The sequence below is a fragment of the Hyphomicrobiales bacterium genome (genome assembly GCA_016125495.1).
In the GTDB taxonomy this organism is placed as follows: domain Bacteria; phylum Pseudomonadota; class Alphaproteobacteria; order Rhizobiales; family RI-29; genus RI-29.
This window is the reverse complement of the sequence record WGLQ01000035.1, coordinates 51,812-64,293: the sequence shown is the minus strand read 5'-3', so window position 1 is coordinate 64,293 and position 12,482 is coordinate 51,812. Positions and strand designations below refer to the sequence as shown.

13 protein-coding genes and 1 pseudogene are annotated in these 12,482 nt (G+C 62.1%); 7 read left to right on the top strand and 7 right to left on the bottom strand.

Features of this window, described 5'->3' with window-relative positions:
- Positions 1-886: 886 nt before the first annotated feature.
- Together GC150_17975 and GC150_17970 are read left to right on the top strand one after the other, a co-directional pair.
- Entirely contained in the window at positions 887-1,897 is a 1,011-nt protein-coding gene (locus GC150_17975; protein MBI1386794.1) for a Tat pathway signal protein, read from the top strand.
- Entirely contained in the window at positions 1,894-2,862 is a 969-nt protein-coding gene (locus GC150_17970; protein ID MBI1386793.1) for an alpha/beta fold hydrolase, read from the top strand. Before GC150_17975 ends, GC150_17970 begins: the two co-directional genes overlap by 4 nt.
- Positions 2,863-2,893: 31 nt before the next feature.
- On the opposite strand, the gene GC150_17965 is transcribed toward GC150_17970, so the two are convergent.
- Positions 2,894-4,027: an alpha/beta fold hydrolase gene (locus GC150_17965; GenBank protein ID MBI1386792.1), complete on the bottom strand. Its 1,134-nt coding sequence runs from the start codon at positions 4,025-4,027 to the stop codon at positions 2,894-2,896.
- Positions 3,924-4,574 carry an NAD(P)H-binding protein gene (locus GC150_17960; GenBank protein ID MBI1386791.1) on the bottom strand — a complete coding sequence of 217 codons (651 nt, stop codon included), beginning with the start codon at positions 4,572-4,574 and terminating at the stop codon, positions 3,924-3,926. Before GC150_17960 ends, GC150_17965 begins: the two co-directional genes overlap by 104 nt.
- A 536-nt stretch (positions 4,575-5,110) precedes the next feature.
- Between GC150_17960 and GC150_17955 the strand changes: the two genes are divergently transcribed.
- Together GC150_17955 and GC150_17950 are read left to right on the top strand one after the other, a co-directional pair.
- Positions 5,111-5,761: a heme-binding protein gene (locus GC150_17955; GenBank protein MBI1386790.1), complete on the top strand. Its 651-nt coding sequence runs from the start codon at positions 5,111-5,113 to the stop codon at positions 5,759-5,761.
- A gap of 5 nt (positions 5,762-5,766) precedes the next feature.
- Positions 5,767-6,276 carry a DUF1499 domain-containing protein gene (locus GC150_17950; GenBank protein ID MBI1386789.1) on the top strand — a complete coding sequence of 170 codons (510 nt, stop codon included), beginning with the start codon at positions 5,767-5,769 and terminating at the stop codon, positions 6,274-6,276.
- Between the two features lie 328 nt (positions 6,277-6,604).
- On the opposite strand, the pseudogene GC150_17945 reads toward GC150_17950, so the two are convergent.
- From GC150_17945 to GC150_17935, 3 genes and pseudogenes are all read right to left on the bottom strand, one after another.
- Positions 6,605-8,131, bottom strand: a pseudogene (locus GC150_17945) (cryptochrome/photolyase family protein).
- A complete protein-coding gene (locus GC150_17940) occupies positions 8,128-8,316 on the bottom strand; it encodes a DUF2256 domain-containing protein (GenBank protein ID MBI1386788.1) in 189 nt (62 codons plus the stop codon). Before GC150_17940 ends, GC150_17945 begins: the two are co-directional and overlap by 4 nt.
- A gap of 85 nt (positions 8,317-8,401) precedes the next feature.
- Positions 8,402-8,857, bottom strand: a complete 456-nt coding sequence (locus tag GC150_17935) for a DUF3429 family protein (GenBank protein MBI1386787.1) — start codon at positions 8,855-8,857, stop codon at positions 8,402-8,404.
- Positions 8,858-8,976: 119 nt separating this feature from the next.
- On the opposite strand from GC150_17935, the gene GC150_17930 reads away from it, so the two are divergent.
- Together GC150_17930 and GC150_17925 are read left to right on the top strand one after the other, a co-directional pair.
- Positions 8,977-9,714, top strand: a complete 738-nt coding sequence (locus GC150_17930; protein ID MBI1386786.1) for an SDR family NAD(P)-dependent oxidoreductase — start codon at positions 8,977-8,979, stop codon at positions 9,712-9,714.
- An 89-nt stretch (positions 9,715-9,803) separates the two neighbouring features.
- A complete protein-coding gene (locus GC150_17925; GenBank protein ID MBI1386785.1) occupies positions 9,804-10,241 on the top strand; it encodes a DUF393 domain-containing protein in 438 nt (145 codons plus the stop codon).
- Here GC150_17925 and GC150_17920 read toward each other — a convergent pair.
- Both GC150_17920 and GC150_17915 read right to left on the bottom strand, forming a co-directional pair.
- Positions 10,200-10,661: a hypothetical protein gene (locus GC150_17920; GenBank protein MBI1386784.1), complete on the bottom strand. Its 462-nt coding sequence runs from the start codon at positions 10,659-10,661 to the stop codon at positions 10,200-10,202. The two genes, GC150_17925 and GC150_17920, sit on opposite strands and share 42 nt — an antisense overlap.
- 16 nt (positions 10,662-10,677) lie before the next feature.
- Complete coding sequence (locus GC150_17915) at positions 10,678-11,721, bottom strand: helix-turn-helix domain-containing protein (GenBank protein MBI1386783.1); 1,044 nt, start codon at positions 11,719-11,721, stop codon at positions 10,678-10,680.
- Between the two features lie 149 nt (positions 11,722-11,870).
- On the opposite strand from GC150_17915, the gene GC150_17910 reads away from it, so the two are divergent.
- Positions 11,871-12,455, top strand: coding sequence for an OsmC family peroxiredoxin (locus GC150_17910; GenBank protein MBI1386782.1), 585 nt, complete (start codon positions 11,871-11,873; stop codon positions 12,453-12,455).
- Positions 12,456-12,482: the final 27 nt, after the last annotated feature.

The window sequence follows — 12,482 nt, the reverse complement described above, 5'->3', positions numbered from 1 at the left end:
GCCCGCAGCAACGCGATACGCTCTTCCACCCGACAGCTCTCCTTGAAGGGCATCGCTCGAATCTCCTGGTGATTCGAGCAAGTTGACCTGTCAGGAATGCTCCCGGTCTATGCTGTCAGGGAACTACCCGGTTCGTACCACCTCACATTCCCCCTCCGTCATCCCGCCCGTCCAGGCCACGCCCACCAGGCGCCGTTCGCGTCGCGAACGGCACGCGCAGCCAGTTGCGGCGAAAACTGCCGACCTCCACGGGGCAGCGACAAGGCGAGGACGACGAAATCGAACGCGTGACCGCCGGGGGAGCCGGGTTGAAGCGGCGAGCATGGATTTTCCTCGAACGACGCTGCCCCCACCTCCGGTGTTCCCGAGGCGTGACTGGAACGCAGTCGGAACCCAATGGGAGCGAACCACGCCACACGAGCCTGCGAAGTGTGGCAATGCAAACAAATCAGGGGGTCGATCTCGTCGCGAGCGGGCAGGCTGGCAGGACCGTCGTTCAAAACCAGACGCTGGTGGTGGAGGCAGTCGCGAGCGAGGCAGTCTCTGCCCTTCAGAAGCCCCGAAATCCGGAAAAACAGGGAATTTTCGCGCTTTCCAGGCTTGAAATTGCCGCCAGAATTCGGAAATTACACGTAGTTTCAGTGACTTACGCCAAATTTGGGCCAAAAAAAAACAGGGAATTTTAAGCGCGGATCAGGGAAGCCTTATAGCGGAACAGGGACCACTCGTCGTCAAAACAGGGATCGCCAAGCTGGTCACCCGTCATGCACGGTCTACATTGAAAGCCAAGCGGCGGCACGTTCGGGGCTGACGAAGCTGGCGCCTGGATGAAGGGGTGACCATGGCGTCCGGTTCAACAGTCGCAGACTCAGGAGAATGCGCGTTACTGCGGACCTACGATGAGGCCGTCCGTCAGGTTTGGCGGCCTCTCGCGGCCGATGGCGGTCTTCGGGAGCTGGTGCGCGCAGGCACCCTTGCCGCAAATAGCCACAACACCCAGCCCTGGCGGTTCTCGCTTGCCGAGCATGAGATCACGATCCATCCCGATCTCACCCGGCGCTGCCCGGCCGTCGATCCTGACGACCATCATCTCTTTGCCTCGCTCGGCTGCGCGGTCGAGAATATCGTCCAGGCTGCGCCGGTGCTCGGCTTCGACGTGACGCCCACCCTCGATGCTTCGAACGACGGTGCCATTACGCTGGCGCTCCAGCCCCGACAGCCGGCAGCCAATCCGCTTGCCGATGCCATCGGAAGGCGACAGTGCACGCGAACCGACTATGATGGCCGGACAATCGCCCCGGATGATTTGGCAAGCCTGGAGGCTGCCGGCACCCACGAGGGCGTCACTTGCCTGCTGATCACTGACCGCAGCCGTATAGAAGCGATCGCCGGGCATGTGGTCGAGGGCAACACGGCGCAGATGCGTGATCCGGCCTTCATGGCGGAACTCAAGGCCTGGATCCGTTTTGATGACCGGATGGCGCTCGCTCATCGCGATGGCCTAATGAGCCGGGCAAGTGGCAACCCGTCTCTGCCGGCGTGGCTCGCCCGCCTGTTGTTGCCGCTGGTGATGACCGAGAAGGGCGAGGCTGCCAAAATCGCCCGTCAGATCCGCTCCTCGGCCGGCATCGCCGTGTTCGCTGCTGCCTGCGACGACAGGGCGGGCTGGATCGCGGCCGGCCGCGCCTATCAGCGCTTCGCGCTTGAAGCGACAGCCCGTGACATCCGTCATGCCTTCATCAATCAGCCGGTCGAGGTCCCGGCTCTCAGATCGCACTTCGCCGCAGAGCTGGGCCTCCGCGACCAACGCCCGGACCTCGTTGTCCGGTTCGGACGCGGTCCGGCCATGCCGCACTCCCTCCGGCGGCCGCTCTCCGCCGTGATCACACCGCCATGACCGGGCTCCAGACGGCACTGGTCATGCTGCTTTTCCTCATGGTCGTCGCAGGCGGCCTCGTCCTTTACCGCTATGCCCAAGATATCGCCGCGGCGCGTGCCGCCATCTCTGAAGGTGCCAAGATCGCACCAACAGCTGTCGGACCGCTCGAATACGGCGAGACAGGTTCGGGCACGCCGCTGCTCTCAATTCACGGTGCGGGCGGCGGCTACGACCAAGGCCTTGCCAATGCCGCTGATCTCGTCGGCGGCGGGTTCCGCATCATCGCGCCTTCCCGGTTTGGATACCTCGGAACGCCCATTCCAGCCGAGCCGACCCCTGAAGCCCAGGCGGATGCGCACGCGGCTTTGCTCGATGCGCTCCAAGTCGACAAAGCGATCGTCGTCGGGATCTCGGCCGGGGCCCGGTCCGCGATTGCCCTTGCCCGTCGCCATCCGCAACGCGTGTCGGCCCTGATCCTGATAGTACCGGCCTCGTTCGAGCCGGCAAATCCTGTTGCCATCGAGAAGAGCCGCGGTAGCAGGCTTGCCTTCTGGCTCGTCAATGCCGGTGCGGACTTCGCATGGTGGACGCTGGAGGCGATTGCCCCCTCGGTGCTCATCCGCTTCATCGGGGTACCACCTACCGTCGTCTCGGCAGCACCCGAGGCCGAGCAGATACGCGTGCATCGGATCGTCAGCAGCATCCAGCCGCTGTCGCAGCGCGTGCGTGGCATCAATCTAGACAGTGTCCCGGATACCAAGCTGCCACAGCTGGAGCGCATCACGGCACCGACGCTCATCGTCTCTGCGAAGGATGATCTCTTCAACACGCTGCCTGCAGCGCGGTTCGCCGCCACGCGCATTCCCAACGCGCGGCTCGCGGCCTTCGAGACCGGCGGGCATCTGCTGGTTGGCCACCAGGACGACGTCATCGCCGAGGTTGCCGGGTTCCTCAAAGTTGCTGGGCTCAAGGGCGGCAACTGACGCCAGGGCGACGGAAACGGTCCGCATGACCTTAGCCGCGATCACGTCCTTCCAGACGGACCAGGAAATCCTCGATCCTGCGATCGTGCCAAGTCTCAGTGTGCCCGTGCTCGTGGAAGCCGACATGGCCACCACTCCGCGCGACAACGATCTCCACGTGTGGTGATGCCGGCTGCTGCAGCTCGAGATAGGGCCGCACCGGAATCCAGGGATCATTCATGGCATGCAGCAAGAGCGTCGGCACGGAGATCGACGCCAGATGCCGAGCGCCAGCCGTCCGCGCGTAATAGTTCTCCGCATCACGAAAGCCATTGCGTGGCGCCACCCACTGATCATCGAACGCATAAACCGATCGTGCCTCTGTGATGGCCTCGCGCTCGGCCGGTGCCAGTCCGGGCGAGGCCAACACATCCTGCTTCATGCGCCGCAACAGCCAGCGATGATAGAAGGCGTATCTCGGCGCCATGCTGCGCTGGCAGGCCTCACCCGGCTCGATTGGCGCTGAGACGACGGCGGCGCCGACGAGACGCTCTCCGGTAGGTAGCGATCCGAGCAGATTAAGAAGGATATTGCCGCCGAGCGAATAGCCTATGGCAAACACCCCGTACCCGATATCCTCGTCCGTCAATCCGGCGAGAACGTCTCGAAGATCGGGGGCGCAGCCCGCGTGGTAGTAGCCCGTAGCGAGCTTCCGACCCGGGCCGGCGCCACGCAGATTGAGGCGCAGCACCCGCCGGCCGCGCATCAGATGAAACCGGGCCGACTGGCGTACATAAGTGCTGTCCTCGCAGCCGGTGAGACCGTGGATGAGCACAATGAGCGGCGTGCTTGGAGCAGGGTGCATCGGCCGCTCGAGCCGCCCCATCAGGCGGTCACCACTCCCGTCCGAGATCGGAAACAAGCGCGTTACCGTCGTTGACGGCTGCTGTCCTGCCAGCAGGTGATTGCGCAGCGTCTGCAAATCGCCGCCCCACCAGGGCGCGCGATCGCGGAAGGGCACCCCCTCGGCAGGATTCGATCTGGAAAAGGAATGTGCGGCTGACGAGAGCATGGCACGGTGCCTACAAAGGGCAGCGGATAATGACTGGCTTCTCCCGCCCGAAGCGGTCGGCCGTAATGCGCTCGGTGATGAAGTCAGCCACATCGGTCCGCGAGACGATGCCATTGCGCCAAGAAGCGGGCTCGGTCAACACTCGATAGGCGTCGCTCCTGGATCCACCCGTGAGCACGCCCGGGCGTACGATCAGCCAGTCGAGATCGCTGGCTTCGATCAGGCGCTCCTGCTCGGACTTGTCGTCGAAGGCGCGCCCCAGGAGGACGGTGAAGGGGAGGCGCTGCAGCAGGTTGATGCTGGCATTGCTGTCGCCCGCGCCGAACCCGGTCACGGCAATCAGCTTCTTGACCCGCGCCGTCGTCATGGTTGGAAGCAACACTTGTGTTGCTTCCGAGAATAGGGCGACCGGCCTCGTAATGAGATCGAGGGATGCCGGTACGCCAAGCACCTGAACCACGACCTCGATGCCGTCAAGTGCCTGGGAAACATCGTCTGGCGCGAGCGCATCGGCCTTGAACGCTTCAATACGTCCTGCGCGGTCGCGTATCACCTCGCCACTGCGGGACATGGCGCGAACACGGTGACCTCTTGTGACGGCGGACTCCGTCACCGCTCGGCCAATGTCGCGACTAGCACCGATGACAAGAATGTGAGCCATGAGATTTGTACCAGCTCTGAGGACGCCTGTATTTTCAACGTTCGAGGAGCGCAACGAGATTAATCCTGTCGGGTCGAAGACACAGCCATATCGTCGCTCAGGCATTTGCATAGGCAGAGACTCTAGATCGTCTGCAGCGGCGCTGAACTTCTCAATTCCGGTAACCACAATCCGGACCACCTGCTGTTGCCGGTGCTTCACTGGCCAAGGCCGCGGAGTGGCTTGAACCGCAGGTGTAATCCGAGTCCGCTCGCCGATCGTTCCAACAACGCTGGACTCAGGCACGCAGTTGGTGCCTGTTGCGGATGAGACGATCAAATTGTGACAAGCGTCTCACATGTGCTCAACGCAAACACGATCAAGATCAGGCCTAGTGCCGATGGTGGGCTTACGATCGGTGAGGGGGCCAACCCCGGCTACTGACGATGTGGTAGATAGGGTCGACTAAGTCAGCTCATCTAGCCGGCTCGTCATCGGTCCCGGTTGGCATCAAACACGAGACAGACGATAGCATAGCCATGGCCAAGAAGCGCCGGATGATAATGTGGGCCTTACTAGTCGCCGGCATTGCAGCGATAGCGGCCGCAGCAGCGGGTCCAATCATGAGCCGTGTTGAGCAGCCGAAATATGCGGTGACCCGTTCAGACGGTGCGATAGAGGTGCGCGATTACGGAGCAATGATCGCAGCCGAGGTCGAGGTCAGCGGCGAGCGCCGTGCTGCCATCAATGAAGGATTTCGACTGATTGCCGCCTACATCTTCGGCGCCAACAAGCCCAATGCGAAGATCGCCATGACAGCTCCGGTCGAACAGCAGGCGAAGCAGACACTAGCCATGACAGCGCCGGTGACCCAGCAATCGCGGGATGCGTCCTGGACCGTGCGGTTCATCATGCCCGAGAGCTGGACCATGGCGACGCTGCCCACACCTACCGACGACCGCGTCAAGTTGGTTCCCCTGCCGTCGAAGCAAATGGTCGTGATTCGCTTCTCAGGAGTTGCGACTGACGCGGCGATTGCCGCAAAAACGTCTGAGCTCCGACGGTACGCCGCCGATAATAATCTGTCGGTCAGAGGTGAGCCGGTGCTCGCCTTTTACAACCCACCCTGGACACTGCCGTTCTTCCGGCGCAACGAGATCATGCTGAAACTCACGTCGTCACGAGCTGGCGAGGGAACCCCGGGTTGAAATCGATGTGTACGCTCATTGTTGCAGCTCTCATCGCGCTACTAGCGGTCGTGGCGTGGTTCCTGGTCGGGCCGGAGAGATTGTGGTCTATGTTCGGGTCGGCTGATCTCGGGCCCGTGGAATTTGCGACGCTTGTAAGGCGCGCGAACCCGAATGATGCTCTCGCGTGCTCGCCGCGCTTCTGCAAAGCCAACAGCGATTTTCTTCCCCCAACGTTCGCGACCGACGCACAAGGCCTGCGTGCAGCGATGGCCCGTGTCATAGCGTCCGAGCCAAATATAAGAAATGTTGGAAGCGGCGATGTTGCTATGACGGAGCGGTATGTACAGCGCACTCCGCTGCTGCGGTTTCCTGACACCATTGTCGTGCGCTACTTCCAGCTGGAGCCGGGCGAAGGTAACACGCTGGCAATCTATTCCCGCTCACAGCTCGGATATAGCGATATGGGTATCAAAAAGGCCCGCATCGCGCGTTGGATCGACAGGCTCAAGACGCTGGTGCCGGTAGCCGAATAATCTAGAGATAAGGCTCTATTCACGAGACTCGGCTCCTCGATTTCTTCTGTCGGGCTAACGACAACCGAATTGGACCGCGGACCGAAGCGGCATCGACGAGCTTGCCCGCCTGGGTCACTCTGATACGGCCTTGAACGGCAAGTGTCCCGGCCACGCGACGTACGTCGGGCATCAGGTCTCGCCATTCATTGTCGTTTATTGCCAGGGCGCGGGCCACCTCCGACGGGCAAATCGTCTTACCCCGTCCGCGCTCGGTACACAGGCGAACTATCGTATCAGCGATGTCGGCGCTATTCACGGCTTGTGCTTTTTCTCGCAGAGACGTTTCAGCATCGAGCTTGCCGAGGAAGGCTTTGGCGGTCGCCAGGGTCAGGTCGTGGCGCTCATCGGAGAGCCTGTCCCACGTGCGATACATCTGTGCCATGCGGGGATTGCCGGCAAGCTTGTCGCGATGACGGGCGAGGAAGGCCCAATAGAGCGCATTGAACGGGCAAGCGTCCGGGCCGTGGGGTTTTGAGACGTCATAGTGGCAGGACGAACAGTAATTCGACATCCGCTTGATGTACGCACCCGAGGCAACATAGGGCTTCGAGGCGAGAACGCCGCCATCGCCGAATTGGCTCATGCCAAGCGTGTTCGGCAGCTCCACCCACTCGAACGCATCGGCATAGACGAGCAGGTACCACTCGTGCAACGCCTGCGGCGACACGCCCGCAAGCAGCGCGAAATTGCCAGTCAGCATCAGACGCTGGATGTGGTGGGCGTAGGCTTCGCGCTTGGTCTGACCGATCGCTGCCCTGAGGCAGGCCATATCGGTTTCGCCCGTCCAGTAGAACTCAGGCACGGGTCGTCTATGACCGAAATAGTTCTCTTCAACATAGTCCGGCATCTTCAGCCAATAGATGCCCCGGACGAACTCGCGCCAGCCGATGACCTGGCGAATGTAGCCTTCGGCGGCATTGAGCGGAACTTGCCCGGCCCGATAGGCGGCTTCAACGCGGCGACACACGGCGAGCGCATCGAGCAGGCCGACGTTCATGTAGATGGATAGCAACGAGTGATAGAGGAACGGCTCGCCCTCGAGCATCGCGTCCTGAAAATCGCCGAACTGCGGTAACGTTGTCGTGACGAAGTGCGCGAGTGCCTGCTCGGCCTCTTCGCGCATCACACCGAACCAGAACGGCCCGAGATCGCCGAAGTGATCGGCAAAGCGTTCAGCAACGAGACTGAGAACGTCTTGCGTGATGGTGTCCGGTGTGAAGCGAAGCGGCCGTGGCATCAAGAGATCCGGCTTTGCGGCCTTGCGGTTCTCCTGGTCGAAGTTCCACTGACCTCCAACGGGGCCATCGCCCTCCATCAGCAGGCCGGTCTTGCGGCGCATCTCGCGGTAGAAGAATTCCATGCGAAGCTGTTTGCGGCCCTCGGCCCACATGGCAAACTCGGCAGGAGAGCAAACGAAGCGGTCGTCTTCCAGAATATCGACGGGAACTTTGAACCGCTCCGGCCATCCGCGCATGTCCTGAAGCACGCGCCATTCGCCTGGCATCGTGACCACAATCCGTTGCGGCTCGTGGCGCTCCACGGCACGACGGACCTCGCTGGTGAAGCTGCTGGAATGACCCGTCTGTTGCAGGGTGCGGTAATCGACCGTCCAGCCCTTCTCGCGCAACTCCATTGCGAAGTGCCGCATGCACGAGAAGATGAACGCAATTTTCTTCTTGTGATGCCGGACGTAGGTCGCTTCTTCCCAGACCTCGCACATCACAACGACATCGTGGTCCTTGTCTGCACCACGGAGCGACGATATCTGCGGAGTGAGCTGGTCACCGAGCACGACAATCACTCGTTTTATCATGAGGTCTCCTTCACAGAATGGGCTCTTCCGCGTCGGCAGCGATCGGAGCAATGGCGAACGCTGTTCCAATCACGCTCCCATTTCTTGCGCCACGCGAACGGGCGACTGCAGGTCGCGCAGATTTTGTTAGTGAGGTCGGCCTTTGCACGACAGCGAGTCGGTCTGGCAATCGAGGATCGGTTCATAGGTCGAGCTTCAGCAAAGCGTGGCGATCGACGACGCGAAAGTCGCGCTTGAAACAGACGACGATTCTCTCTTCGGCCTGTCGCATCATCTGAACCCAAATGCAGAAGCAGCCAGTAAGCAGACGACGACGGCGCCCGTCAGCTGCAAGCGAAGCGCCGGATACCAGGCCGGTGCCATGCCTGCCCGAGCCGCCCAGACGTCATAGCCGAGCAGGGCAACGAAGGCGCCCGCCAAGCCAAGAAGGGCCGACCCTGCCGGCAGGAGCGACAGGCCAAATGCGGCCAGGGCAGGCAGAACACTGATGGCGAGCCTCCATCCCTCCACGCCATCGTCGCTGCTGGCCGCTCGCATCGCCAGTCCCCATTGCGCACCACCCATGAACGACAGGATGATCAAGCCGTACTGGACGAGCCCGCTCATGGCGCCATCGTTGAGCAGCTCGCCGCCAGTTGCCGCCAGAACAGCGAGTGCGGCAAACGGCAGGACGCCGAGCCATCCGAGCACGAGGGCCGGTCGAGGAATCCGAGAGGTTGGCGGCATTGGTATTCACTGATCCCAAGGGTTGCGTTCAGCGTATAAAACGTCGCTGAGCTCTTTCAGGATCAGGGCGGTTATGCGGGTTTAGGAGCAGGCGCGTGCTCAATCCTTCTGGAGAGATCGTGACGTCACTAACCTCATTCGGCAAATCGGTTCACGCGGTCGTGATCGGCGCGGGCGGTGGCATCGGCGGGGCCCTTGTTGACCACCTCGCGGCGTGCGCGAATGTGCACAGCATTTTGGCCTGCTCGCGTGCGCCTAAGCGGCATGACAGCGACAAGATCAAGCCGCGCCCAATCGACATCCTGGATGAACGAAGCATCGAGATGGCGCTTGCCGGTCTGGACCGTATAGACCTCGCCATCGTTGCGACGGGACGATTGCATGCGCCGGGGGGAATGCAACCCGAGAAGTCCTGGCGCGCTCTCGACAAAGACATGCTGATCGAGAGCTTCGCCGTCAATGCCGTTGGACCAGCGCTTGTCGCAAAGTCGGTTCTTCCAAGGTTGCCACGCTCGGGGAAAGCCGTGTTCGCTGCCCTGTCGGCTCGCGTCGGCAGCATCTCGGATAACCGCCTCGGCGGATGGTACGCCTATCGATCGACTAAGGCTGCGCTCAATCAGCTGATCCGGACATTCAGCATAGAGCTCGCCCGGCAGCGCGAGGATGCGATCTGTGTTGGACTTCACCCGGGAACAGTCGTTAGCGAATTGTCGCGTCCATTCCAGGCGGGTGTTGATCCTGACCGGCTCTTTACACCCAGTTTCGCGGCTGCGCGCTTGCTTGCCGTCATCGATGCTCTCGAAGCTTCGCAGAGCGGCCAGCTCATCGCATGGGATGGAAGCACGATCGCACCTTAGCTCCGGCGACTACTCGTCACAGAGCGTGAGTACTGGTTGAGTTCGCGTAATGTACGCTTGGCTGATCCTGAGTTTTTTGGGTGAACCGCATGGACACCGATCGAGATACAGCAACGGTCTATTTCGACGGCGCTTGCCCGCTTTGTCGGGCGGAAATCTCGCACTATCAGGCGCAGAAGGGCTCCGAGTTGCTTTGCTTCGTCGATGTCGCCCAACCTGGGGCCGATCTCGGCGCGAACCTCGAGCGCGAGCAGGCACTGGCCCGGTTCCACGTTCGTGGGGCTGACGGGGCCCTCGTTTCCGGCGCTGCAGCCTTCGTTGCACTCTGGGCCCATCTCCCTCGGTGGCGCTGGGCTGCGCGCCTTGCGCGGATCCCCGGCATCCTCCCCGTGCTCGAAACCGTTTATCGCGCCTTCTTGCCACTTCGCCCGAGACTGGCACGTGTCGTAGGGCGCGTCGTGCACCAAGCACCGACAGTCCCTCGATCAGACTTGCCGAGTGGCGAAGCGCCGCCATCTTCTGGATAAGTCACGCCCGACGTGGGGAAGGAATGACTCCGGTATCGCGGCCACTTCCAGTTTCCGCGCGAAGCCGGCGACGCGCAGGTTGAGCCGCAGGATCCGCCGGCCGCGCATCAGATGAAGCCGGGCCGACCGGCGCACATAATTGCTGTCCTCGCAGCCGGTGAGACCATGGATGAGCACAATGAGCGGCGTTCCTGGAGCGGGGCGCACCGGTTGCTCGAGCCGCCCCATCAGTCGGTCACCTGTCCCGTCCGAGGTGGGAAACAAGCGCGATACCGTCGTTGAGGGCAGTGGCTGCTGTCCTGCCAGCAGGTGATTGCGCGGTGTCTGGAAATCTCCGCCCCACCACGTCGCGCGGTCCGGGAACGCAATCGCCTCGGCTGGCTTCGATCTGGACCAGGAACGCGCGGCGGTCACCGGCATTGAGAGCGCCCCCCAGCTATGACGTTGCCGCAGCTATTGCGGATTCGGTCATCGGTTTGAACATCCGACGATACGCGCCTGGTGTCAGCCCGGTAGAACGCTTGAACAGGCGTCGGAAGAAGGCCGGATTCTCGTATCCGACTGTCGCCGCGATCTCGTCCGCCGAGAGGTCGCCGTTCTCGAGCAGGCGCTTCGCCTCTTCGATGCGCAGGTTCTGGGCATACGCCATCAACGTCGTGCCCGTGGCTGCCTTGAACCGGCGCTTCAGGCTGCGCTCTGGGATGCCACACGCCTCGACGACGGCTGCGACGGCGTGCGCTTCGCGAAAATGCTCGCCAAGCCAGGACTTAGCCTGGCGCACGACGGAGTCGGCGTGGGGCTGGCGACGCACGAGGCTGGCGAACGGCAGCTGTCCCTCGCCATGCCATTTGAGCAGATAGACTTTTGCGATCCGCAGCGCCTCTCCCGGACTGCAATGTCTGGCGATGATATGGAGCGCGAGATCGTGCCATGAGGTCGTACCGCCGGCCGTCACGATCCGGCCGGCCGCATCCGCGATGACGAGGTTGGGCTCGGGGTTAAAGCGAACGGCGGGAAAGCATGTGCGGAAGAGATCCTGATAACCCCAATGCGAGGTGGCCTCGCGCCCGTCGAGGAGCCCTGTGGAGGCGAGCAGAATCGAGCCGGAGCAGGCCGTGTAGATCGTGCTGCCTTGGCGATAGCAGCGCCGTATCCAGTCTTTTACCTCCGGGTAGCGATCGCCCATGTCGTCGGTCGGAGCAAGCCACAGCTCCGGCAAGATCACGATCTCGGGGCGCTTCGTCTCCTCGAGGCTGAGGTCGGGGCTCACGGGAATACCGTTACCGCACCGGAATGAGCGCTTCTTCGGCGCAACAATGCGGGGATCTATAAGGCGATGGCCCGGATCGTCGCCGACCAGTTCCCGCCAGAGCGTCCCTGTTGCCGCCAAGACGTCCACCATGCCGTAGAGCGCCGAGCCGGCTGTCTCGGGCAGGGCCAGGATAACGGCGTCGATGGGCGATGGGGCGCGAATGTTCATGGCGAAACCGATGTTGGCACGAACGGATCGTTTTTGGCAAAACCCACTCTGATGCTGCGGCTCCTCCACCCGTAGTTTGTGCCTCGCCGGCGCACCCTAGCAACCCGCTGAAGCCGGCAGATCGCAAACCCAACGGAAGGAGAACGACAATGACCGCTCAGCTTGCTGTCGCCGAGGAAGCGACCTACGTCAACGGACTGAATGTTCAGGCCGCTGTCGATACGATCGCCGCTCTGAAAGCCGACAAGAGCCTTGCCAAGTTCCAGTTTCGGGCGCGCAACACCTGGATCAACGGCGGCGAGAACCGCTCTACGATCCGGGACTTCTATGGCGCGGGCCAGGAGGACTCGTCGCGCACGGCGGCGGTCGAGTTCACCAACGGCGAGCCACCGGTTCTGCTCGGCAACAACGAGGGCGCCAATCCCGTCGAATTCCTGCTGCATGCATTGGCAGGATGCGTGACGACGACCTTCGTTCTTCATGCCATGGCACGCGGCATCACGATCAAGGAGCTGTCGACTGAGCTCAAGGGGAACATCGACCTTCAAGGCCTCCTCGGCCTCGATGACAGCGTCCCTGCCGGCTACGAGCAGATCGACATCAAGATGAAGGTGAAGGCCGATTGCTCCGACGAGGAGCTCGACGCCCTGCTGGCCTATGCCCAGCAGCATTCACCCGTCTGCAACACCGTCTGCCGGCCTGTGCCGGTCGTCATTCAACGAGCTTCGGCCTGATCAAGCACAACCAATGGACGAGCGCCG

What these genes read in the sequence shown, in the direction of transcription:
- GC150_17970 (MBI1386793.1), top strand. Translation starts at nt 1,894, where the DNA reads ATGACCGGGCTCCAGACGGCACTGGTCATGCTGCTTTTCCTCATGGTC.
- GC150_17965 (MBI1386792.1), bottom strand. Translation starts at nt 4,027, where the DNA reads ATGGCATCGTCTCGCGGACCGATGTGGCTGACTTCATCACCGAGCGCA.
- GC150_17960 (MBI1386791.1), bottom strand. Translation starts at nt 4,574, where the DNA reads ATGGCTCACATTCTTGTCATCGGTGCTAGTCGCGACATTGGCCGAGCG.
- GC150_17955 (MBI1386790.1), top strand. Translation starts at nt 5,111, where the DNA reads ATGATAATGTGGGCCTTACTAGTCGCCGGCATTGCAGCGATAGCGGCC.
- GC150_17950 (MBI1386789.1), top strand. Translation starts at nt 5,767, where the DNA reads ATGTGTACGCTCATTGTTGCAGCTCTCATCGCGCTACTAGCGGTCGTG.
- GC150_17940 (MBI1386788.1), bottom strand. Translation starts at nt 8,316, where the DNA reads ATGAACCGATCCTCGATTGCCAGACCGACTCGCTGTCGTGCAAAGGCC.
- GC150_17935 (MBI1386787.1), bottom strand. Translation starts at nt 8,857, where the DNA reads ATGCCGCCAACCTCTCGGATTCCTCGACCGGCCCTCGTGCTCGGATGG.
- GC150_17925 (MBI1386785.1), top strand. Translation starts at nt 9,804, where the DNA reads ATGGACACCGATCGAGATACAGCAACGGTCTATTTCGACGGCGCTTGC.
- GC150_17920 (MBI1386784.1), bottom strand. Translation starts at nt 10,661, where the DNA reads ATGCCGGTGACCGCCGCGCGTTCCTGGTCCAGATCGAAGCCAGCCGAG.
- GC150_17915 (MBI1386783.1), bottom strand. Translation starts at nt 11,721, where the DNA reads ATGAACATTCGCGCCCCATCGCCCATCGACGCCGTTATCCTGGCCCTG.
- GC150_17910 (MBI1386782.1), top strand. Translation starts at nt 11,871, where the DNA reads ATGACCGCTCAGCTTGCTGTCGCCGAGGAAGCGACCTACGTCAACGGA.